Annotated in this window: 18 protein-coding genes and 2 tRNA genes; 2 read left to right on the top strand and 18 right to left on the bottom strand. The window is 41.5% G+C overall.

The genetic code is table 11. The annotated features are described in order from the left end of the window. Positions 1-19: 19 nt before the first annotated feature. Complete coding sequence (locus tag ACWJAF_RS01600; RefSeq protein WP_448861770.1) at positions 20-1,588, bottom strand: peptidoglycan binding domain-containing protein; 1,569 nt, start codon at positions 1,586-1,588, stop codon at positions 20-22. A gap of 208 nt (positions 1,589-1,796) precedes the next feature. Between ACWJAF_RS01600 and aroC the strand changes: the two genes are divergently transcribed. After that, positions 1,797-2,894 carry a chorismate synthase gene (aroC, locus tag ACWJAF_RS01605; RefSeq protein WP_448861772.1) on the top strand — a complete coding sequence of 366 codons (1,098 nt, stop codon included), beginning with the start codon at positions 1,797-1,799 and terminating at the stop codon, positions 2,892-2,894. Positions 2,895-2,992: 98 nt separating this feature from the next. Here aroC and ACWJAF_RS01610 read toward each other — a convergent pair whose 3' ends face one another. From ACWJAF_RS01610 to ACWJAF_RS01655, 10 genes are all read right to left on the bottom strand, one after another. Further along, positions 2,993-4,705 carry a nucleoside kinase gene (locus ACWJAF_RS01610; protein ID WP_296094011.1) on the bottom strand — a complete coding sequence of 571 codons (1,713 nt, stop codon included), beginning with the start codon at positions 4,703-4,705 and terminating at the stop codon, positions 2,993-2,995. Positions 4,706-4,758: 53 nt separating this feature from the next. Beyond that, the gene (locus tag ACWJAF_RS01615) at positions 4,759-5,553 is read right to left on the bottom strand and encodes a Nif3-like dinuclear metal center hexameric protein (RefSeq protein WP_296094015.1); all 795 of its coding nucleotides are present in this window, start codon (positions 5,551-5,553) and stop codon (positions 4,759-4,761) included. A 19-nt stretch (positions 5,554-5,572) separates the two neighbouring features. Then, positions 5,573-6,268 carry a tRNA (adenine(22)-N(1))-methyltransferase gene (locus ACWJAF_RS01620; protein WP_448861775.1) on the bottom strand — a complete coding sequence of 232 codons (696 nt, stop codon included), beginning with the start codon at positions 6,266-6,268 and terminating at the stop codon, positions 5,573-5,575. A 14-nt stretch (positions 6,269-6,282) separates the two neighbouring features. Beyond that, positions 6,283-7,392, bottom strand: a complete 1,110-nt coding sequence (gene rpoD / locus ACWJAF_RS01625; RefSeq protein ID WP_296030918.1) for an RNA polymerase sigma factor RpoD — start codon at positions 7,390-7,392, stop codon at positions 6,283-6,285. Between the two features lie 39 nt (positions 7,393-7,431). Further along, on the bottom strand, positions 7,432-9,207 hold the full coding sequence (gene dnaG / locus ACWJAF_RS01630) for a DNA primase (RefSeq protein ID WP_296094020.1): 1,776 nt from the start codon (positions 9,205-9,207) through the stop codon (positions 7,432-7,434). Between the two features lie 125 nt (positions 9,208-9,332). Continuing rightward, positions 9,333-9,417, bottom strand: a tRNA-Leu gene (locus ACWJAF_RS01635). Between the two features lie 45 nt (positions 9,418-9,462). After that, positions 9,463-9,547: transfer RNA gene (locus ACWJAF_RS01640), tRNA-Leu, on the bottom strand. 144 nt (positions 9,548-9,691) lie between these two features. Beyond that, positions 9,692-10,237 (bottom strand): DUF5662 family protein, encoded by a 546-nt coding sequence (locus ACWJAF_RS01645; RefSeq protein WP_296032134.1) that lies wholly within the window; start codon positions 10,235-10,237, stop codon positions 9,692-9,694. After that, positions 10,197-11,954: an alpha-amylase family glycosyl hydrolase gene (locus ACWJAF_RS01650; protein ID WP_296032135.1), complete on the bottom strand. Its 1,758-nt coding sequence runs from the start codon at positions 11,952-11,954 to the stop codon at positions 10,197-10,199. Before ACWJAF_RS01650 ends, ACWJAF_RS01645 begins: the two co-directional genes overlap by 41 nt. 30 nt (positions 11,955-11,984) lie before the next feature. Continuing rightward, the gene (locus ACWJAF_RS01655; RefSeq protein WP_296032136.1) at positions 11,985-13,004 is read right to left on the bottom strand and encodes a substrate-binding domain-containing protein; all 1,020 of its coding nucleotides are present in this window, start codon (positions 13,002-13,004) and stop codon (positions 11,985-11,987) included. Between the two features lie 142 nt (positions 13,005-13,146). On the opposite strand from ACWJAF_RS01655, the gene ACWJAF_RS01660 reads away from it, so the two are divergent. Continuing rightward, the gene (locus ACWJAF_RS01660; protein ID WP_296032137.1) at positions 13,147-13,461 is read left to right on the top strand and encodes a DUF1292 domain-containing protein; all 315 of its coding nucleotides are present in this window, start codon (positions 13,147-13,149) and stop codon (positions 13,459-13,461) included. Here ACWJAF_RS01660 and ACWJAF_RS01665 read toward each other — a convergent pair. The 7 genes from ACWJAF_RS01665 to purF all read right to left on the bottom strand — a co-directional run bounded on the left by ACWJAF_RS01665 (position 13,444) and on the right by purF (position 22,763). After that, a complete protein-coding gene (locus ACWJAF_RS01665; RefSeq protein WP_448861779.1) occupies positions 13,444-15,285 on the bottom strand; it encodes an ATP-dependent helicase in 1,842 nt (613 codons plus the stop codon). The genes ACWJAF_RS01660 and ACWJAF_RS01665 overlap by 18 nt on opposite strands. Positions 15,286-15,294: 9 nt before the next feature. Further along, positions 15,295-16,758 carry a glutamate--tRNA ligase gene (gene gltX, locus ACWJAF_RS01670; RefSeq protein WP_296032139.1) on the bottom strand — a complete coding sequence of 488 codons (1,464 nt, stop codon included), beginning with the start codon at positions 16,756-16,758 and terminating at the stop codon, positions 15,295-15,297. A 124-nt stretch (positions 16,759-16,882) separates the two neighbouring features. Next, positions 16,883-17,359 (bottom strand): threonine/serine exporter family protein, encoded by a 477-nt coding sequence (locus ACWJAF_RS01675; protein ID WP_296032141.1) that lies wholly within the window; start codon positions 17,357-17,359, stop codon positions 16,883-16,885. Beyond that, positions 17,359-18,519, bottom strand: coding sequence for a GNAT family N-acetyltransferase (locus ACWJAF_RS01680; protein WP_448861781.1), 1,161 nt, complete (start codon positions 18,517-18,519; stop codon positions 17,359-17,361). The genes ACWJAF_RS01675 and ACWJAF_RS01680 overlap by 1 nt, the downstream gene beginning before the upstream one ends. Before the next feature lie 194 nt (positions 18,520-18,713). Continuing rightward, positions 18,714-19,709, bottom strand: a complete 996-nt coding sequence (locus tag ACWJAF_RS01685) for a hypothetical protein (protein WP_448861782.1) — start codon at positions 19,707-19,709, stop codon at positions 18,714-18,716. Positions 19,710-19,851: 142 nt separating this feature from the next. Beyond that, the gene (gene purB, locus ACWJAF_RS01690; protein WP_296032145.1) at positions 19,852-21,285 is read right to left on the bottom strand and encodes an adenylosuccinate lyase; all 1,434 of its coding nucleotides are present in this window, start codon (positions 21,283-21,285) and stop codon (positions 19,852-19,854) included. A gap of 50 nt (positions 21,286-21,335) precedes the next feature. Then, entirely contained in the window at positions 21,336-22,763 is a 1,428-nt protein-coding gene (gene purF / locus ACWJAF_RS01695; RefSeq protein ID WP_296032147.1) for an amidophosphoribosyltransferase, read from the bottom strand. Between the last annotated feature and the right edge of the window lie 60 nt (positions 22,764-22,823).

Here is a 22,823-nt window from a genome sequence, read left to right on the forward strand (position 1 = left end):
TCATCAATGATTATCATTTTTAATTATGAACAACAACTGGTGTTCCAGCTGAGATCAGATTAAACAGCTGTGCTGCCATTGCAGGCGGCATATTGACACATCCGTGAGAACCATTTGTCAGATATCTGCTTCCACCGAAGGTCGGCTGCCATGATGCATCATGGAATCCTATTCCGCCATTGAACGGCATCCAGTAACTAACCGGTGTCTCATATTCATATGTACCATCTGCTTTTTTTGTTCCTCTAAGAACCTGGTCTTTTGCTTTATAAGCCAGCGAATAAACACCCGCCGGTGTACTATTTCCTTTATTTGGATTACCTGTTACTACATCTGTCTCCAGCGCAATCTGTCCATCTTTTACAAAATACATATGCTGTGTAGACAGATTAACTTCTGCGTAGGTATTTCCCACGTCATTGCCCTCATGACTTGCTGCACGGCTGGAATAATTCGGCTCTCTTGTCACAGATTCCCCACTCTGAATATTCGCAATCAGCGCATTATATTCTGCACTCTGGTCGATCTTCCATCCATAACTTCCACCGGAAACAGTTACCGTATTACCACTTGCAGAAGTAAATGTTCTTTGTTTTCCTTTTGTATCATACTTATCTGCCAGAGACTGGATATACGCCTTTACAGCAGTTTCATCAAATACAACATTCATATCATCATCAACCTTCACCCACTGTGAAAGCTGTGTTGCATTTACCACTTCTGTAGTAGTTGAAAAATCATAAGTAACCGTTACACCAAGATACTTATTCATTGTATCGCATGCTTCCTTTACCTTGTCAGATTCAGATGTATACTGTGGTTCCTGATAACATCCAGCCTCTGAAAGATTAAGTTCATCGCTTAATCCATTTACTGATTCAATGACCAGATTCCGGAATTTTTCTGCATCAATCTGTGTTCCTTCTGTCTCTGGTATAATCACAAACTTGTCATTCTGGTACTCCGGATGTGCATTTACTGCTGCTACCTGATTTTCTTCTTTCATGCATTCCAGATTTGCAACCATGGTTTTCAGCGTGCTTTCATCGTATTCTACGCCAATCTTCGCTTCCACGTTCTGATTTTTGAAAAATGATTCCGGCCACAGGAACTGATTCTGATTTTCCAGTAAGTTTTTAATCTGATCGCCAGGCACGTACTTTAAAGAAATGCTTTGTCCTGTTATCTCTTCACTCTTATCACCGGACTCTTTTAAAGTAAGCTTATAATCAGCCACCTGTTTTTCCAGATAAGACTCGACCTCGTTTACACTTTTGTTTGAACAGTCAATTCCATTGATTTTTGTATTTGCAAAAAAATGTCCACTATAATACACAGCTATTCCGACATATCCGACTGCTAATACAGATACAATCAATGATAAAGCTATTGCCATTTTGTTACTCAATCTTTTCTTTTTCCGTCTTCCACGTCTGAATTTTCTTTTTTCTTTTTTCATTTTCTTTCCTGAGTCTTCTTCGTCCTCCACATCAATTTCTGCAAACCCCTCGTCTGCATACGTCTCATCATCCTGCAATTGTTCCATTGCAGCTGCGATTTCATCTTTTTGTTCATCGATCTTACTCATTTTGCCTTACTCCTCTATAGTAAATAATTCTCTTATATAAAGTTCACGCTTCCTAATTATAATATGCACAAATGGAAAAGTACAGACAAATTATAAAAAAAATCCTTTAGAATTTATGAATATTTTATGATTGCGGCTTCATTTCTTTTTCTATATAATACAATCATAGTCAATTTTTGACCAAATCTATTCTAAGGAGACAACAAACATGGCAGGATCTACATACGGAACCTTATTCACTATTACCACATGGGGAGAATCTCATGGACCGGCGCTCGGTGTTGTAATCGATGGCTGCCCGGCCGGAATTCCACTTACTGCTGATTATATACAGACATTTCTCAATCGACGCAAGCCTGGCCAAAGCAAATTCACCACAGCCAGAAAAGAATCAGATCAGGTAGAGATTCTTTCCGGTGTGCTTGAAGATATCACAACTGGAACACCGATTTCCCTCATCGTCCATAACAAAGACCAGCGTTCTCATGACTACAGCAAGATCAAAGATTGTTACCGCCCTGGTCACGCTGATTATACCTTTGATCAGAAATACGGCCTTCGGGATTACCGGGGTGGCGGACGCACTTCCGGACGGGAAACGATCGGACGTGTCGCAGCCGGTGCTGTTGCTTGCCGCATTCTTGAAACACTGGGAATCCGCCTGACTACTTATACTAAATCCATCGGGCCAGTCATGATTCCTGATAGCGCTTACGATTTCGATGTGATCAGTGAAAACCACCTGTACATGCCAAATCTGGATTATGCAGCCCAGGCCAGTACTTATCTTGAAAAATGTATCCAGGAAAGAGATTCTTCCGGTGGAATGATTGAATGCCTGATCGATGGTATGCCTGCCGGTATCGGAGAACCTGTATTTGACAAGTTGGATGCAGCTCTTGCACAGGCAGTTATGTCTATCGGTGCAGTAAAAGGTATTGAATTCGGCGATGGTTTTGCTGTAACCTCTTCTACCGGAAGTATCAATAACGATGCATTCCTTTCCGAAAACGGACAGATCCGCAAAGCAACTAATCACAGTGGTGGTATCCTGGGCGGATTAAGTGATGGAAGTCAGATTATTTTCCGGGCAGCAGTAAAACCAACTCCATCTATTTCACAGCCTCAGAGAACAGTCAATACCTCTGGGGATAATATCGAAATTGAAATATCCGGACGCCACGATCCTGTCGTTGTCCCACGTGCAGTTGTCGTTGTAGAGTCTATGGCAGCTATTACCCTGGTCGATCTGTTGATGCAGAATATGCATTCTAAGATTGATTATTTGAAAAAGATCTATCTTTAATCTTCTTACTTTGATACAAAAAACAGCAGAATATATACCGCTTTTTCTCTTAACCTTTGGTATATATTCTGCTGTTTTTATATCGTCATCACTTTGTTTCAGACGCGGAAACATCCACCTCCGATAAATTCTCTTAGCAGAGAATTCGCCGGCACATTTTCACTTCCAATTCCCACAAAATAATCCAGGAATTTTAAAAGTCTTTTTGCTTCCAGATATTCCGGGCAGTCCCGTTCAATCCCGAAAAGCAGTGCTTCCACATATGGCTTTAATACTGCCAGTTCATAGATCAGTGCTGAATTGAACATTACATCTGCTTCTTCCTGATATGGAAAAATATTACGTTCTTCCCCTTTTCTGACAGACGGCCACATCCGAATCGTCTCTTTTGCAGAAGTACCTCTTGTTCTTGCATCCCGTATAATTCTGCGGATCAGTCGTCCATCCGTTGTCGGAATCCGGTTATGTTCATCTATATTCAACTGCGTCAGTGCACTGATATATATCTTGAACTTATTTTTATCCGGCAAGTTTTTTGTCAGTTCCGGATTCAGGCAGTGTATACCTTCTATTACCAGTACTTCATTCTCTTTTAATTTCTTAGCAGGTCCCCTGAACTCCTTGTGCCCTGTCACAAAATTAAACTCCGGCATGACCACTTCTTTCCCATCCCGCAGATCCTGCAGCTGCTGGTTAAAAAGTTTGATATCTACTGCTCCCAGACCTTCAAAGTCATAATTGCCATTCTCGTCTTTCGGATTTTCTTCTCTTTCTTTAAAGTAATTATCTACCGCAATCGGATACGGACACAGTCCATTTGCACGGAGCTGAACAGACAATCGATGTGAGAATGTTGTCTTGCTGGAAGAAGACGGGCCCGCAATCAGGACAAATCTGACATCCGGCCGTTTCTTAATCTGTTCTGCAATCTGTGCAATCTTTTCTTCCTGAAGTGCCTCCTGTACCAGAACCAGTTCATTAACATTTCCCCGGGTAATCTTATCATTCAGATCTCCTACTGTTTCAATCCCTTGTGAATCTCCCCAGCTGGTTGATTCCTTTAGCACACTGAACAACTTGTTTTGTGGTTCAAATGGAGGAACCACTTCTGGATCATTCTGTCCTGGCATCTGGATTACGAACCCTTCATCATACAGATACAATTTAAAATATTTCAGGTATCCTGCGCTCGGAACCATATATCCGTAATAATAATCTTCGAATTCATTCATGCGGTAAATGTTCACGCGGGAGACCCGTCTGTAATGAAACAATCTTTCTTTATCGTGCATTCCGTGCTTTCCAAACATCGCAATCGCATCGTCCGTATGCACACTTTTTTTCTGTATCGGAAGATCCTGTTTCACCATTTCCCGCATCCGCGTGTCTACTTTATCCAGAAATTCCTGCGTCAGTTCAATCTTTCCTTCGATCGTACAATAGTACCCCTTACTGACAGAATAATGAATCCGGACTTTATCAATATTCTTATGCTCGGCCACATCGTATACGGCTTTTACAAGCATCAGGCTCATGCTTCTTCTGTACGCTTTGTATCCAAGTGGTTCTCCGGTTGTAACAAATTGCATCTTGCAATTCTGATCCAGTGTTTTGAATAATTCCTGTAGTCTTCCATTTACAAAAGCAAGCACAATATCATGTGGATAGTCTTTCTGATATGCTTCTGCTATCTCCCGGTAGCTTGTTCCTTCTTGGAATTTTCTGCTTTCATTATTCACTTCTACGGTATAGAATTTTCTGTCTGCTGTGGTTTCTTGTTGGATCTGCTCTTCATAATTCTGGTTCTTCATAAGCTCACCTCATTTTCACTATATTCAGCTTCTGTAGCACTTATGTCCTTTCACTACACAATCAGAAACGGATGACTGATTGGTGCTGCCACCACGTCTACCTGTTGCAGATTCTTTTCCAGATACTGACGCATATCTTCAATAAATATATGCTCAATACCATAATGTCCGCCATCTATGATTGCCAGCCCCTGTTCCACAGCATCAATACCTTCATGATGACCAATATCTCCTGTAATCAATACATCTGCCTTTTTCTCAAGCGCTGTCCGTATCACACTTTTCCCTGATCCCGGACATATTGCAATGCGTTTCACCTTCTGTTCCAGATTCCCAAAGACTTTTACGGCTCCCAGATGAAATGCCTCTTTGACATCTTCACAGCACTCTCTAAGCGTCATCGGTTCTTCAAGATCAGAAACTCTCCCAATTCCTTCCGGTTCATCTTCTTTTCCAATATCACCTTCGCTGGTTACTTCCAGGATCTCTGCATCCCGCATATTCATCTTGTCGCCGGAAAGATCCGCCATCCCAAGCACATCGTAATTCGTATGCATTGCATAGTAAGAAATATCATTCTGGATCAGCTTCAGAATCCGGCCGCCGGTAAAATCAAGATTATTTATCTTTTTAACCGGTGAAAAAAGCATCGGATGATGTGTGATCAGCATATCTGCCTGCACACTGATTGCTTTTTCAATCACGTCATCCGTTGCATCCAGTGCGATATAAATCCGTTTTACCTCTTTATCATCTCTTCCAACCAGGAGTCCTACATTATCCCAGTCAAGAGCATAACTAAGAGGATACTCTCTTTCAATCACGTCCATTACTTCTTTACATAACATACTGCATACTTCCTTTCTTTTACTCGTAATATTTTAATGCCTGTTGTGTCAGTACGATTTCCTTTTTTACTTCTTCCATCCGTTCCATTGCACTTACACTGTTCTGATGTCTGAACAACTGATGAAATACACTTTCTTTTACCGCCATCTCTCGATCCAGATACTTTTTCAGTACAGGATGCCGGTCTTCCAGCAATTTTTTTCCATATATATATTCACATTGTGAATATACTTCCGGTTCTGCATGTACCACTTTCATCATCGGATAGAACTTTCCATCTTCTTCTACCATATCTTCTTCTATGATCTTCAGATGTTGTTTCTGCAAAAACCGTCTTACTCTTTCAATCTCCGACTGCGGCTGCAAGATCATCGTATCCAATGTCTGTACGACTTCATGACCTTCCATCAGTATCTTAATAACGAGGCCTCCACCCATTCCGGCTGCGATCATTGTATCTACTTCTCCGGGTTCTACTTTTTCAAGTCCGTCCGAAAGTCTCGTTTCTATTTTCCCTTTTAATCCATGCCCGACAATATGCATCCTGGCTCTTTCCAGCGGGCCTCTGTTGATATCCAGCGCAATCACTTTTTGGGCAATATGCTTCTCTACCAGATAAATTGGTATATATCCGTGATCCGTTCCGATATCTGCAACAGAGGCGCCCTCTGTCACCAGATCTGCAACTGCCTGCAGTCTTTTTGATAGTTCCATAGGCGCCTCTTTTCTTAATCTAAATAATCTCTTAATTTTCTGCTCCGGCTTGGATGACGTAATTTTCTCAGCGCTTTCGCCTCGATCTGACGGATACGCTCACGGGTAACATCGAATTCTTTGCCGACTTCTTCCAGTGTACGTGCACGTCCATCATTCATTCCAAATCTGAGTCTTAATACCTTCTGCTCTCTCTCTGTCAGAGTATCCAGCACTTCATCCAGCTGCTCTTTTAACAGTGTCTGTGCTGCTGCCTCAGCCGGAACCGGTACGTTATCATCCTGAATAAAGTCTCCCAGATGACTGTCCTCTTCTTCTCCGATCGGAGTCTCCAGAGAAACCGGTTCCTGAGAAATCTTCAGAATTTCTCTTACTCTTTCTACCGGCATATCCAGTTCTGCTGCGATCTCTTCCGGCGTAGGTTCACGTCCCAGTTCCTGCAGTAACTGTCTGGATACACGGATCAGTTTATTGATCGTCTCTACCATATGAACAGGAATACGGATGGTTCTTGCCTGATCAGCAATTGCTCTTGTGATTGCCTGTCTGATCCACCATGTAGCATAGGTACTGAACTTAAATCCTTTGTGGTAGTCAAATTTCTCAACAGCCTTAATAAGACCTAAGTTTCCTTCCTGAATCAGATCCAGGAATAACATTCCTCGTCCGACATATCTCTTTGCAATACTTACTACCAGACGTAAGTTTGCCTCTGCCAGACGTTTCTTGGCATCCTCATCTCCTTCTGCCATTCTCTTTGCCAGATCCACTTCTTCTTCTGCAGTCAGAAGTGGTACTTTACCGATTTCTTTCAGATACATACGGACCGGATCCTCAATACTGATTCCATCCGGCACAGACAGATCTATCTTTTCAACATCTATGTCATCCTCGTCTGATACGATAATATCATCCGGAATGTCATCATCGTCATTACTGATTCTGAGAACATCAATATTATTTGCTTCCAGATAATCAAACACTTTCTCCATCTGATCCGAATCCAGATCCATATCAGAGAAGAAATCATTGATCTCCTGAATCTCCAGGATACTTTTTTTCTTTTTTCCAAGTGATACCAGTTCTCTTAATTTTTCCTGGAATTTTACGATATTTTCATCCATGTAATGTCCATCCTCTCATTGCTTGTTTATATTTTATCCTTAATTAATGGAAATATGCAGTGCCCTTAGATCCTGCATTTTTCTTTTTTCATTCATCAGACGCTGCAGCCCTTGAATATCCGTCGGATCCAGATTCTTCGTTGCCTCAGCAATACTGTGATCCTTTACTCTTAATATCGTTTCCTGCAATGCCTTCTCCTGTTCCTTCACTGTAGTCAGTTCTTTAATCTTTGTATGGAACAGGCTCGCAACCTCCCGGTGTTCTTCCTCATCTGTAAAATGATTCATAATCTGCGCCGGGTTCACCTCATGCTTTTCATATTGCTCATATAAAAGTTTTGCGACTTTGCGGTATAAATCTCCCGAGAAGTCATCCGGTGTAATATACTTTTCAATCTGCCGGAATATGTCTTCACTTTCGATCAGCCATGTAAGAAGAATCTTCTGTGATACCAGTATGCCATCTTCTTTATTCTTCTTACGGTTTAATGTCTCACGTGGTTTTACAGCTGGTTTTGCAAGTCCTGTCTGCACAGCCATCCGTCCCACAAGCTTACGCAGGTCTTCAAATCCTACATGATAGCTTTTTGCAACCGCTTCTATGTAATTATTACGTTCAATCTCTTCTTCGAACTCTGTCAGTCTTCTGGCGGTCTCTTTCATGAATTCCGTCTTACCTTCCGGTGAATTCATATCATAATTTTTCTCCAGAACTTCCAGACTGTACATGAATACATTTCTGGCACTTGCAATCCTCTGTTCAAACGCCTCAGCACCAAGATTCTTTATAAATTCATCTGGATCTTTATAAGGTTCCATACGGATAATCTTCGCTGTAATACCGGCTTCCTTCAAAATCGGCATTGCACGAAGTGCTGCTTTTGTACCTGCCCCGTCGCTGTCATACGTCAGATATACTTCCTGTACATAACGCCTGATCAGTGAAGCGTGTCCCGGCGTAAGCGCTGTCCCAAGAGACGCTACTGCATTTGTAAAACCTGCCTGGTGAAGCGATATCACATCCATATAGCCCTCACACAGTAAAAAGTATGGTTTCTTGGTACGTCTTGCCCGGTTCAGTCCATAAAGATTACGACTTTTATCAAAAATCATTGTCTCCGGTGAATTCAGATATTTTGGTTTGGCATCTCCCATTACACGACCGCCAAATCCAATCACCCGGCTGTTCACGTCCATGATCGGGAACATCACCCTGTTCCAGAACTTATCATACACGCCATGCTTTTCATCAACGGAAATAAGTCCTGCCTTTGCGATCATATCATCTTTGTAGCCTTTTGACTTCAGATAACGGTACAGATCATCACTGTATTTGTTCGAATACCCCAGACCAAATGCACGGATCGTCTCATCACTGAGCTTTCTTTTTTTGAAATACTCCATTCCGATCGCTCCCTGACTGCTCATCAGCTGCACATAATAATATTGTGCGGCAAGCTTATTAATCTCAAGCAGTACAGCCCTTGTGTCTGCCCGTTCTTTTTCCTCTCTGGAATATTCTTCCTCCGGAAGATCTACACCTGCACGGTCGGCCAGATATTTTAACGCCTCTACGAATGTGTAATTCTCATATTCCATCAGAAAGGTAAATACATTTCCTCCTGCGCCACATCCAAAACAATAATACATCTGTTTTTGTCTGCTTACCGAAAAAGAAGGGGACTTTTCATTGTGAAACGGACAAAGTCCAAAATACGAACTTCCTTTTTTCTGTAATTTTACATATGTTGATATCACGTCTACGATATCATTTCTAGATCTTACTTCTTCTATAATCTCATCAGAATAATACATATAAAATCTCCTCATATATATTATTCGACAAAACTTTTCTATTTCCTTTATTTTTTCAAATCTTTTTTCCAGCTTATTTTTTACAAATGGGTAGAAAAAAACCTCAGCTATTTACTGAGGTTTACTGCGGAAGATGGGACTTGAACCCACACAAGCGCAATGCTTACAAGATCCTTAGTCTTGCTCGTCTGCCAGTTCCGACACTTCCGCGTTTACAATATGTATTTTTATTACACCTTTCATTTGAAAGGTTACTGCGGAAGATGGGACTTGAACCCACACAAGCGCAATGCTTACAAGATCCTTAGTCTTGCTCGTCTGCCAGTTCCGACACTTCCGCATTTCGTCTGCTGTTTTATCTCAGCGACAAGATATATAATACAGGATGATCCCTGATCTGTCAACAGGTTTTTTGAAATTTTTTAAAATATTTCAATTTTTTAAAAAACTTACGCAAAACCCGTCTCCAGACCACCTTTGTACTCTAATATGTTTTCTCTCTTAAGACAACCTTCCTGATATATTCAAACGTCTTCTGTTCCCCATCCTCTGCCAGCATCTTTAATAAATAATGTAACAGTCTTGCAGTATCCGGATGAATCATCTTCCCAAGCCTTGCTGCACCTTTTTCGTAATACTCTAATGGATGGCAGTCCTGATACGCATCCCCCTGATAAGTCTTTGATGCCGCAATACGATCCATGAACATCTCTACAACATATCTGACCGGCATCTTAAGCCCGATGATTCCCTCTTTTGGATCTGTACTGTAATCAATCCAGTATTCATAATGATGTTTGTTGCGTCCTTTATGATGCAGCCATGCCTTTGAATAGCCTGTCTTTTCTCTTTCTGCATTGTTCGGACTTCTGTTTCCCTGGTAATATCTGCATCCCACCAGGAACTCCGTCGGCGAATACTTCGACATATCATGAAGCAGTCCCTGCCTGTATAATCCTACAGCAAAGCATTCTTTCATTACAAGATATTTATGATGATTTATGGTCTTTAGATGTTGTATTGCTTTCATTTTTCTTCACCTTGGCCTCCACAATACGATCCGCAGTCAGAACTGCTACCGTCCTCTCTTTTAACTCCACTTTTCTTTGATTTTTTAACAGTTTTGGCTCATTCATAATTCCGTCCTGTGTCGTCGCCTTCACATACCAGCCATATCCTTTCGGAAGAGCCGGTAAAGCAAATGTGTGTGTTAACCAGTGCATATTATATGCCACATAGCAGTCTGCACTTTTCGTCTGCGCACCGCTGTAATACACACCCAATTGTCTACTGGAGACTTCCTCCGGAACCTGCCACGCTTCTTCCCCATGATAAGACACATCCGGAACACCGCAGCACGACAGATCAATTCCCTGTACTTCCTGTTCCGGTGTCAGAATTGGATGATTTTTCCTGAACGCTATCAGCTTCTTTACAAATTCATACAAATCTTTTTTCTTTTCCAGTCCCCTCCAGTCGGTCCATCCGGTCGGATTGTCCTGACAATAGACGTTATTATTTCCCTTTTGTGTATTTCCAAACTCATCTCCAGCCAGAATACAAGGTGTCCCCTGCGCCAGAAGCACCAGAAAGAATGCATTTCGTATCTGATGTTTTCTAAGTTCTGTAACTGCCCTTTTCCGACTTGGTCCTTCCGCACCACAATTCCAGCTGAAGTTATAATCCGGACCATCCTGATTATTTTCGCCATTCTCTTCATTGTGCTTTGCGTCATAAGACACCAGATCGTTCAGTGTAAATCCCGTCTGATCTGCAATATAATTAAAAATACCTTCTTTTTCAGAATGATGTTTCAGCCAGTAAATGACATCATGTACCATTCCTTCATCACCTTTTAAGAACCGGCGCATAACCGTCTGGAATCCAAGTTGGTGTTCCATAATCTTCGTACATTTTAACACCGGATCCGCCTGTACACTTTCCATCGGCGCAATCAGTGGATTCAATATAAATCCATCTATATGATACTCCATCACATAATGGCGGAGACATTCTAACATCATCATCTTATCTGTCCCCTGTACAAAAGGCATCTCCAGTACAATTTCTATCCCCGCCTTATGATATGCTTTTACCATATCTTTCAGGCTCTTTGCACCATCTCCATCTGCTGCATAGGCACTCTTAGGAGCGAAGAAATAGCCATCCCCGTATCCCCAGTAATTTCCATAACGGTTGCACTCGTCGAATTCATATACCGGCATACAATGGACCTGATTGATTCCAAGATCTTTCAGATACGGAAGTTTTTCCTGCATCCCCTGAAATGTTCCCTTAGCTTTTACTTTTGAAGATGAATGTCTGGTATATCCACGTACATGCAGGCTGTATGCTACCACTTCGTGATAAGTCAGCTGCAATGGCCGGTCTCCCTCCCAGTCATAAGACTGATCTACGAACCTTCCTCTGACTTCATGTTCCTGGACGTCTTTTTTTACGCCCCAGCGCTCACGTCCCGCCAGCGCCTGCGCATAAGGATCCACCACAATTTCATCACCGATCATATAATTATATTCATATTTTTCCGGATCAATATCCTCAAGAGCCAGACATCTGACTTCACCTACGGTTTGTCTCATTTCAAACTGCTGGCACGGATGCTTTCTTCCTCTTCGATATATCAACAGCCTGCATGCCTTTCCAGCCGGAGCTGCAATTGAAAAATTTATCTTATCGTTATATATCTTTACCCCAAGCGGCAATGGATACCCCTGCACTTCTTTCATGTCTATTCCTTCCCGATGTCTGCCGGATGCTTACTGCCATCCGTCTGCCCCATACATCTCCACATTCTCTTTATTAATCATAAACACATCCATATATGTTTCTTTTTCAAATTCTTTATCTTCCAGAACAGCCAGCGCTGTTGTTACTGCTGTTTTTCCTATGTTGATTGGAGATTGTGCTACCGTTCCCGCAATCTGATTGTCTGCTTTTTTCAGTTCTTTTTTTATATCCGGCGAACCATCTACGCTGTATACGATTGTCTGATCGTTTCCCACAAGATTCAGTGCCGTCTTCGCTGCCACTGCAATCTGGTCATTTCCACACATAATTGCAGTAATATCCGACTGTTCATTCAATATCTTTTTTGCCGCCTCTAATGCACTGTCAAATGTTCCATTGGTATCTTCTCTTGCGATCACTTCAAAACCTTTTTCTGCTTTTGCAATAGCCTGTTCAAATCCGGTAATTCTTTCATTGATCGAATTCTGTGCCGTTGCTTCCAGAATTGCTACATTTCCGCCATCCGGGCATCTCTCGATCATATCATTTCCACAAAGCTTTCCTGCCTCTGCATTATTGGATCCGATATATGCATCAATATAATCTGTATCTTTTACTTCTGAATCCACGTTGATGATCTTTACCCCCGCTTCCTGAAGGGCCTGTAAAGAAGGCGTGATCTTTTCCCAGTCCACCGGACACAGGAAGATCGCATCAATCCCTTCATCGATCATTTCCTGGATCTGTTCAGCCTGTGTATCCGCATTACTTCCCGGGTCTTTCACGATCATCGTACATTCTTCTTTGTCTACTACCTGCTGCGCAGCTTCTTCCAATGTAATAAAGTACGGATTCTGCATATCAATCACCGAAAAGCCAAACTTGAATTTTCCCACATCTTCCGTCTGATCTGTATCCTCTGAATCATCTGTTGTATCCTCACTGACAGCATTGTCCACTGGCTTTCCAGCTTCTTTTTTACATCCGGACAATGCGAAAATGCCTACGAGCATCATAACGATCACTCCTAACATTCTCTTTTTCATCATGTCATATTCCTCCTTATTATTGCATTACATACAGATGTATTTTACAACATTTTTATCTGTTTGGCTACTAGCATCTTGCTTTTTATATCTTTCTTTGATAAAGTAAAAGCAACTTATAATATTTAATAAAGGAGACTATGCTATGGGTGACACAAAGGAAACTGAAGAAAGCTACACAACAGTAGAATTAACCCTCGACAATGACGAAGTACTGGAATGTGCAATTCTTACCGTATATGAAGCTGCCGGTCAGGAATATATCGCTTTACTTCCACTGGATGAAAATCTTGAGCCAAACGAATCAGGCGATGTATACCTCTATCAGTACAACGAAACCGAGGACGGAGAACCAGACCTCGGTAACATTGAAGATGATGAAGAATATGAAATTGCTGCAGAAGCATTCGACGACTGGATGGATTCACAGGACTTCGATGATTCAGACATCATAGAGTAATTCGGAAACAAAACGGGAAGGAGTCATATCTTTTCCGTTTTTTTCTTTTACATAACAAACGGTCAGTTTTCTTTTTGCTCTTGTCATTGCCACATAAAAGAGACGACGTTCTTCTTCAATCTCTTCATCCGACTGCGCTTTCTTGTAAGGTGTACTTCCTTCATTTCCTTCTATGATAAATACCGTATCAAATTCCAGACCTTTCGCTGCATGCATCGTCATCAGGCTGACTCCTTCTGCGTCCGCTTTTTTCTGATTTTGTTCTTTCAAAAGCTCTCTGTATTTTTCTACATGAGTGAACCATTCCCCGATTGTGCGGTATCCTTTGGAATTCTGCCATATTTCTTCCAGAATAGTCATCAGATTTTCTACATCGAGTTTGCGATATGCTGCATATTCTTTTAAAAATTCATCATATCCCATGCTTTTGCGGATATACTGAATTGCCGCGTATGGTGTTTTATCTTTGATCATCTTCATATCCCATTCAAGCTGATCGATCCGGTTAACCATCCAGTCCTTCTCTTTATAAAACTTCCTAAGCGAATCATATGACACCTTTCCCCCTGACATACTTTCCCGTGAAATATATCTTTTCGGCCGGTTGGCAACCTGCAGGAAATATCTTCTTTCCAATTCTCCCTGCGACAAATGAAAATAGCACATCAGATCCTGCGCAATAAAATGATCATAAATATTATTCAGCTGTTCTTTCATAGTAAATGGAATCTGATACTCCATCAGCTTTTCAGACAGAGCTCTCGCATCCAGATTCGTCCGGTACAATACTGCCATCTGCGTATAGGGAATATTCTTTTCTTTATATTCTTTGATCTTTTCTAATACATAATCTGCTTCCTGTGGCGGATCTGTAACCTCCTGCACATGAACCGTCTCTTCGTTCTTTTTGAAGGCCTCAATCTTTTTTTCAAACCGCATATGATTGTTCGATATCACACGCAGGGCTCCTTTTACAATATATCCAGTAGATCTGTAATTGACATCCAGAAGAATCTGCTTTGCCTGCGGATAATCTTTCATAAATTCCATCATGATCCCAGGTTTCGCTCCCCGGAATCCATATACTGACTGATCATCATCACCTACCACAAACAAATTGTTCTGCGGCGCTGCCAGCATACGCACTACATCATACTGCGCCTGATTCACATCCTGAAACTCATCAACCAGAATATATTTGAACTTCTGCTGCCATTTTTCCAGTATATCCGGTCTGCTCATGAACAATGATCTACAGCTGACCAGCATGTCTTCAAAATCAATTTTCCGGTATTGCTTCTTCCGCTCTTCATATATAAGATACAGCTTTTGAAACAGACTTTTTGTATACTTGACCGGTTCATATTGTTCAATATCCAGGCAGTTATTTTTCACATTTCCAATCTCGATTGCCAGTTCCTGAAGATAATCTTTTTCTTCATCCGCTTCCGGCTCCTGATCCCATTCAATCTCTGCAAGGATCTGCCTGAGCATCCGGTATTTTTCTTCATCTGACAGAAGATTCGACTGATCCAGATGATATGCCCATTTTAAGATTCCATAATAAATACCATGAAACGTCCCAAATGTAACAGCATAAGAAGCCGGGCCGCACACGCTGCGCGTACGGTTTTTCATCTCGTTTGCTGCATACTTAGTAAAGGTAATGACCAGAATTTCTTCTGGCCTTACCTTATGCTTCATGATCAGATATTCTATTCTTTTTGCAATGGTTAGAGTTTTCCCCGAGCCGGGGCCGGCAAGGACCATACAAGGTCCTTCGTTGTGGGCGACTGCCTCTGTCTGAGCATGATTTAAACTCATAGAATCCCCTTACTTGCTTAACAGTTCAATTCCGTCTTTGATTCGTTTTACAGACTCTTCTTTTCCAAGAATCTCCATAATCTCCGTTGCTCCGCCCGGAGTGCTCTGTTTTCCAGATACAGCTGTACGGATTGGCCACATTACATAACCAACTTTCACACCTTTTTCTTCTACATATTTCTTAAGAAGAGCAAACAGTGCATCATTGCTGTAATCTTCCTGTGCTTCCAGAAGCGGCAATACTTCTTTCAGAACTTCCAGAGAATTTTCTTCATTTGTCTTCATCTTCTTATGGCAATACATTGCTGTGTCATATTCCGGAACAGACTCAAAGAAGTCAATCTGTTCTGCGATATCCGGGAAGATCTCGATTCTTGATTTTACAAGTGCTGCAATCTTCTTCAGATCATAATCTTTTGTGATCACCTCACGGATATAACTTTCTGCTCTTTCATAGAACTTGTCAAAGTCCATAGCTTTGATGTATTCACCATTCATCCATTTCAGTTTTCCAATATCAAAAACTGCAGGCGACTTGTTCATACGGCGGTAATCAAATGCCTCCACAAGCTCTTTCAGAGAAAAGATCTCCTGATTGCCTTCCGGTGACCATCCAAGAAGTGCCACGTAGTTTACAACTGCCTCTGTTACGAATCCCTGCTCGATCAGGTCTTCATAAGAAGAATGTCCACAACGCTTGCTGAGCTTTTTGTGATTCTCATCTGTAATCAGCGGGCAATGAACATATACCGGAACATCCCATCCAAACGCTTCGTAAATCTTATTATATTTTGGTGCAGATGAAAGGTATTCATTTCCACGTACGACATGTGTAATTCCCATAAGATGATCGTCGATTACGTTAGCAAAATTGTATGTCGGATATCCATCAGATTTGATCAGGATCAGATCATCCAGTTCTTCATTCGGAACTGTAATATCTCCATAAATCTCATCGTGGAATGTAGTTGTTCCTTCTGTCGGCATATTAAAACGGATAACATGAGGTTTTCCTGCTGCAAGGTTTGCCTCGATTTCTTCCTTGCTCAGATGCAGGCAGTGTTTGTCGTATACAACGATTTCTGTACCACCATCTTCATCTGAAACTTTGCTTTTTAATGATTCCAGTCTTTCTTTGTCACAGAAGCAATAATATGCATCTCCCTGTTCGATCAGCTGTTCAGCATATTTCAGATAAATCCCCTGTGCATTACGCTCACTCTGAACATATGGTCCAACGCCGCCATCTTTATCCGGACCTTCGTCATGAACCAGTCCTGTTTCTTTCAAAGTACGATAAATAATATCCAGTGCTCCCTCTACAAAACGCTCCTGATCTGTATCCTCAATTCGAAGAATAAAATCTCCGCCTGCATGTTTTGCGATCAAATACGTATACAGTGCTGTTCTTAAGTTTCCTACATGCATTCTTCCTGTAGGACTTGGTGCAAATCTTGTTCTTACCTTACTCATAACTATCATTATCTCCTGTTTTATTATAATCGTGTAATAGTAATAATCTATGTATCTCTAAAATATACTAGAATATCGCCCGTTTTCTTATTGTAGCACAAATCAATTGCCATCAGCAACCTTTCTACTGCATCTTCTTTTGTTTCCTAGATAATTTTCTGTCTTTCCAGTAATCTTTCTGGAACACTTCTCTTGGTATGGATACAATACAGACAATACCAAGTACAATTGCAAATGCTACTTTTACAGCCCCAAGACCTTTTGCTGCGGCCATCGCCAGCTGGTTTGTCACAAGATAATAGGCCGTAAAATATATGCCCGCTCCAGGCACCAGTGTAATAATTCCCGAAATAAGAAATATTGTGATTGGACATTTCAAACGTACCGTCAGAAGTCTTGCGACCAGCACCGTACATATTGTTCCTAAAAAGGAAGCCGTTGCCGCAGAACAGTGCATGGAGAAAATCTTATATACCATCCAGCCCGTAGAACCGGTAATCCCGCATCCGATATAAAAACGTCTCGGCACCTGGAACATCACCGCATAGGCAATCGTTCCTACAAAGGAACAAACCAGGTTTGCAATCATCGTTATAACCATTATAACACACCTCCCAGCACGCTATGATAAAAGCCAAGGGCTGCGCCCACCCCGATCGCAATATATACGAACACCATGATCGCATCAATCATTTTTACAGTTCCCGCCAGATAGTCACTGTCTGCCAGATCCCTGATCGCATTCACAAACGCAAGTCCCGGTACCAGTGGCATAATGCCTCCGGTTACAATTCCTTCCATCCTAAGCGGATCCAGCAGCGGAATCTGCATTGCCACAAGTGCCAGTGCCGCAATAATGATACCACCTACAATATGCACCAGAATTTTGGAAATGCCATGTCTGCCGGCAAAAAGCGACCATGAAAATACGCCGCATCCAACCAGAACGGCAACCAGCGCTTCTCGCGGTGTTCCTCCCAGAAGATAGCCAAGTCCACCTGCACTTAATCCAGAGGCAATGATCTGATATGAAATCTTCTTTGTCGGCATTTTATTAATTTCTTTTAATTTTTTCTGTGCTTCTTCTATGCCTACATTTCCCGCTGCAATCTCTCTTGAAAGATCGTTCACTTCTGCTACGATTCCAAGATGTGTGGAAGAAAGCGGAACCTGTTTTACCCTCGTATGCAGCTTTTCTTTATCATTACCGGCACATATAAAAAGACCATGGCTTAATGTAAAAAGATCCACATACTTTACGCCAAATCTGTGACAGATCCGCATCATTGTCTCTTCAACCCTGAATATTTCTCCTCCATTCTTCAAAAGAAGTCTTCCCGCTTCCATCGCAAGATTGATTACTCTTTTGATGTCAATCTCTGACATCAGTTCTTTTTTCAGATATTTTTCATCATCCTGTACAAATCCACATTTTTCACAGAACTCCATGATGCCTTCACATCGTTCTTTTTTCATATAGACCCATTCATACTGTCCGCAGTAATGCTCACAGATATAATGAATCATATATCTTCCGTATCCTTTTCCTCTGTCTTTTTCATGTGTTACGATATTCTTTATTTCGCATCTTTTCTCTTCCGAAAAGATTGCCGCACATATCGTTCTGATCTTCCCGTGTTCTTCCAAAAGGAACAGGTCACCCTCTTCCAGAACCCTCCGGATTCTGCTTTCATCTGCATCCCCCTCGCGCAGAAGTTCTATATAGGCTTCTTTGCCATCTGTTACCTGTCGAATATTCATGTCTCTCCTCCAGCTCTTTCTTACGCTTTGTATATCTTTTCATCGACCTTGCCTATTATAACACCTGCATTTCAAAAATCCTAGAGTGTGTCTAAAAAACCTTTTTCCCTTTTTTACGGGTGCTCAGCAATACAGAGAACCTGCCACTGGCAGCTTCTCTTGCATACTTTGGTATCTAAAAAAGGATGTGCACATTACACATCCTCTTCGCGCCCAGCCGGATATACTAACACATTTCCGGCACGATCATATAATATTCCTTCTATACTTTCGTATTCTGGATTTTCTTCTGCCACTTCAATATAAATCAGACTGTTTAATTTTTCAAAAGCTTCTGTTTCTATATAAGTAATATTCGCCGGAATATAGACTTCCATCACTTCTGATACTTTGATAATCTCATCAAAAGCCGCTGCTCCGATTCCAGTACATCTTTCATCTGTCGGAAGAATTACCGTATCATCTACCGATGCCGCATATGAATCTATACATTTTTCGATAATACCATCTTTATTCACTGCAAAATTTCCAATCGTTACCAGTCCCGTCAAATGCGCCTCATTTGTATCTGCATCATCTTTCGGTATTACATCTGTACTTTTGCCGTCCGTAATCGTGGTGTCTGCAACCGTTGTATCTGCAACCGTTTTCTCCAGATTTCCGTCCACAGCAATCACATTATCTGCAATCATTCTTTCACTTTCTTCCGAAGAAATCCCCTCTGATTCTCCACCCGCTTTTATCCAATGAACATCCGGTACTGACATCGTTTTCCGGGAAACAGGTATTTCCTCCACAACCGGCAGTTCCTTTACTGCCATCATTCTTTCCAACTTTGTTTCTGTCAGATTCTTTACCATCTTTTCCACTTCTGCATTCTGCGCAGCACAAAGCTTTCCAATTCCGGTTTCATGTGTATCTGTTAATTTCATATAAACACTTTCTGCAGCGATTCTATTCACATTACTATATCTTAACTGTAATCCGGAAACATTAACCAATAACTGTGCGCCGACCAGCACGGACACAACAACCAGATCCTGTTTTATATATTTTCCTATATATTTTCCTATATATTTACATCCAGTAGGTTCTCTCCGCTTCTGCGACAGATTCTCTTCCAGCTGTCTGATTTTTATATACTTACGTTTGCCTCCCCTGTCCATTCCTTCACGCTCCTTCTTTTGCATCCTGCCATGATTCCTTTACCTTTATGCATTCCATTATAAAGCGTCCGCATAAGAAAAGAAAGTGGCGTCTTGACACACTCAAGATACCACTTTCTTTTTTCCACACTGTTCTTATACTTCAAAACAGTTCTTTATTTTATTTTTATACGTTAATCTCAGCAGTTACACCTAAGATTTCTTTGTTTGCTTCCAGCATTGGATTTACTACATTTTTCAGATAAGCTTCTACCTGAACCGGTGCACGTCCTACATATTTTGCAGGATCCATTGTCTTCTGTAGTTCTTCCAGTGAAAGATTAAATGCAGGATCTGCTGCAATCAGTTCCAGAAGGTTATTGTCCAATCCTTTTTCCTTAACATTACGTCCTGCTTCCATAGAAAGTTCACGGATTCTCTCGTGAAGTTCCTGTCTGTCTCCGCCGGCCTTTACAGCATCCATCATAATATTTTCTGTTGCCATAAATGGAAGTTCTGACATCAGTCTCTTCTCGATAACCTTTGGATATACAACCAGTCCATCTACTACATTCAGGCACAGGTCAAGAATTCCGTCGATTGCAAGGAATCCTTCCGGAACACTGAGACGTTTGTTTGCGGAATCATCCAGTGTTCTTTCAAACCACTGTGTTGCAGATGTGATCGCCGGATTCATTGCATCTACCATTACATATCTTGAAAGGGAAGCAATTCTTTCACTTCTCATCGGATTTCTCTTATATGCCATCGCTGAAGATCCAATCTGTGTCTTTTCAAATGGTTCCTCAATCTCTTTCAGATGCTGAAGGAGACGGATATCATTGGACATCTTATGTGCACTTGCTGCGATACCGGCAAGAACATTTACCACTCTTGTATCAACCTTACGTGAATATGTCTGTCCGGATACCGGATAACAGGTCTCAAATCCCATCTTCTTGGCAATCATCGGATCGATCTTATCAATTGTCTCCTGATCTCCATCAAACAGTTCCAGGAAACTTGCCTGTGTTCCAGTTGTTCCCTTGGATCCAAGAAGTTTTAAGCTTCCTTTTACATATTCCAGATCTTCCAGATCCATCATGAACTCCTGCATCCACAGTGTTGCTCTCTTTCCTACTGTTGTTGGCTGTGCCGGCTGAAAATGTGTAAATGCAAGCGTTGGAAGATTCTTATGTTCGTCTGCAAATTTTGCAAGTTCTGCGATCACATTGATCAGTTTTTTTCTTACGATTTCCAGTGCTTCCGACATCAGGATAATATCTGTATTATCGCCTACATAACAAGATGTTGCTCCCAGATGAATAATACCTTTGGCCTTCGGGCACTGTTTTCCATAAGCATATACATGAGACATTACATCATGACGTACTACTTTTTCTCTTTCTTTTGCCACATCATAATTGATGTCATCTGCGTGTGCTTTCAGTTCTTCGATCTGTTCTTCTGTAATATCCAGTCCCAGTTCTCTCTCTGTCTCCGCAAGTGCGATCCAGAGTTTTCTCCATGTACGGAATTTCTTATCTGGTGAAAAAATATACTGCATCTCTTTGCTCGCATATCTTTCTGAAAGTGGGCTTGTATATCTGTCGTTACTCATATTAATATAATCTCCTTATTATAGTCTACCTGATTATTGTAACCTCATTCTTACTCAAATGCCAGAGAAATATCTCTTCCCGGCACCTCCATAGGGTAATTTCCTGTGAAACATGCATCACAGTATCCCAAGTCACCGATCATATCTTTTAATTTTTCAACTTCCATATATCCAAGGGAATCTGCTCCGATCATCTCACGGATCTGTTCTGTTGTATGTGAATGTGCAATCAGCTGTTCATTCGACGGCACATCTGTTCCAAAATAACATGGATGTAAGAACGGTGGTGAACTGATACGTACATGCACTTCTTTTGCGCCGGCTTTTTTCAGCATCTTAATAATATTGGCACATGTGGTTCCTCGTACGATAGAATCATCTACCATGACAATTCTCTTTCCTTTTACCACTTCTTCAATTACATTCAGTTTAATCTTTACACTGCTTTCGCGCTGGCTCTGTTTTGGCTTAATAAAGGTTCTTCCCACATAACTGTTCTTATGAAATGCCATTCCATAAGGAATTCCGGACTGTTCCGAATACCCCTTTGCTGCCACAAGTCCTGAATCCGGCACTCCGACAACCAGATCTGCATCCACCGGATACGATTCCGCCAGAGCTTTTCCTGCAACAATTCTCGCATGATAAACATTTACCTTATCGATCACGCTGTCCATTCTTGCGAAATATATATATTCAAAAATACATCTTGCCTGCTTTTTCGGATCAATTACCATGGATTTATCGGATTTGATTCCATGCTTTGTAAAGCTTACAATCTCTCCCGGCTCTACATCTCTTACAAACTCAGCCCCTACTGCCGCAATTGCACAGCTTTCTGATGCAAGAAAATAGGTATTATCTCTCTTTCCGATACAGAGAGGTTTCAGTCCAAACGGGTCTCTTGCTCCGATCAGCTTTCTTGGAGAAGTTACTACCAGGGCATATGCTCCTTTGATCTTCTTCATCGCATTCTTCACGGCATCCTCAGCTTTTTTTACATTCAGACGTTCTCTTGCGATATGGTACGCAATCACTTCTGAATCAATTGTTGTCTGGAAAATAGCGCCTGTATACTCCAGTTCATGGCGAAGTTCAATGGCATTCGTCAGGTTACCGTTATGTGCGATTGCAAGGATTCCTTTTACATAATTGATAACCAGCGGCATCGCATTTTCCGCTCTGGATCCTCCTGCTGTAGAATATCTTACATGACCTACACCCAGATTACCCTTCAACTCCTGCAGCGAGTCTTCATCAAACACCTCGTTGACAAGTCCAAGTCCTTTCTTGGAATGTACTTTTCTTTCACCATATGTATCCGTCACTGCGATACCACAGCTTTCCTGTCCTCTGTGCTGCAATGCAAAAAGTCCATAATAAACGGATGGTGCAACATCTCCGCCATCCATATCATATGCTCCAAATACACCGCATTCTTCACCCAGTCCTGTTGTTACTTTTTCAAATTCACTCATAAATGCAGACTCCATTCTTTTCAAATTTTTCATTTGTCAAAACTGTCTTTAAAAAGCATT

Source organism: Dorea sp. (assembly GCF_977044405.1).

What these genes read in the sequence shown, in the direction of transcription:
- purF (WP_296032147.1), bottom strand. Translation starts at nt 22,763, where the DNA reads ATGAGTGAATTTGAAAAAGTAACAACAGGACTGGGTGAAGAATGCGGT.
- purB (WP_296032145.1), bottom strand. Translation starts at nt 21,285, where the DNA reads ATGAGTAACGACAGATATACAAGCCCACTTTCAGAAAGATATGCGAGC.
- ACWJAF_RS01685 (WP_448861782.1), bottom strand. Translation starts at nt 19,709, where the DNA reads ATGCAAAAGAAGGAGCGTGAAGGAATGGACAGGGGAGGCAAACGTAAG.
- dnaG (WP_296094020.1), bottom strand. Translation starts at nt 9,207, where the DNA reads ATGTATTATTCTGATGAGATTATAGAAGAAGTAAGATCTAGAAATGAT.
- ACWJAF_RS01665 (WP_448861779.1), bottom strand. Translation starts at nt 15,285, where the DNA reads ATGAGTTTAAATCATGCTCAGACAGAGGCAGTCGCCCACAACGAAGGA.
- ACWJAF_RS01675 (WP_296032141.1), bottom strand. Translation starts at nt 17,359, where the DNA reads ATGGTTATAACGATGATTGCAAACCTGGTTTGTTCCTTTGTAGGAACG.
- aroC (WP_448861772.1), top strand. Translation starts at nt 1,797, where the DNA reads ATGGCAGGATCTACATACGGAACCTTATTCACTATTACCACATGGGGA.
- ACWJAF_RS01620 (WP_448861775.1), bottom strand. Translation starts at nt 6,268, where the DNA reads ATGGAACTATCAAAAAGACTGCAGGCAGTTGCAGATCTGGTGACAGAG.
- ACWJAF_RS01680 (WP_448861781.1), bottom strand. Translation starts at nt 18,519, where the DNA reads ATGAATATTCGACAGGTAACAGATGGCAAAGAAGCCTATATAGAACTT.
- ACWJAF_RS01600 (WP_448861770.1), bottom strand. Translation starts at nt 1,588, where the DNA reads ATGAGTAAGATCGATGAACAAAAAGATGAAATCGCAGCTGCAATGGAA.
- ACWJAF_RS01645 (WP_296032134.1), bottom strand. Translation starts at nt 10,237, where the DNA reads ATGAAAGCAATACAACATCTAAAGACCATAAATCATCATAAATATCTT.
- ACWJAF_RS01650 (WP_296032135.1), bottom strand. Translation starts at nt 11,954, where the DNA reads ATGAAAGAAGTGCAGGGGTATCCATTGCCGCTTGGGGTAAAGATATAT.
- ACWJAF_RS01655 (WP_296032136.1), bottom strand. Translation starts at nt 13,004, where the DNA reads ATGATGAAAAAGAGAATGTTAGGAGTGATCGTTATGATGCTCGTAGGC.
- ACWJAF_RS01610 (WP_296094011.1), bottom strand. Translation starts at nt 4,705, where the DNA reads ATGAAGAACCAGAATTATGAAGAGCAGATCCAACAAGAAACCACAGCA.
- ACWJAF_RS01660 (WP_296032137.1), top strand. Translation starts at nt 13,147, where the DNA reads ATGGGTGACACAAAGGAAACTGAAGAAAGCTACACAACAGTAGAATTA.
- gltX (WP_296032139.1), bottom strand. Translation starts at nt 16,758, where the DNA reads ATGAGTAAGGTAAGAACAAGATTTGCACCAAGTCCTACAGGAAGAATG.
- ACWJAF_RS01615 (WP_296094015.1), bottom strand. Translation starts at nt 5,553, where the DNA reads ATGTTATGTAAAGAAGTAATGGACGTGATTGAAAGAGAGTATCCTCTT.
- rpoD (WP_296030918.1), bottom strand. Translation starts at nt 7,392, where the DNA reads ATGGATGAAAATATCGTAAAATTCCAGGAAAAATTAAGAGAACTGGTA.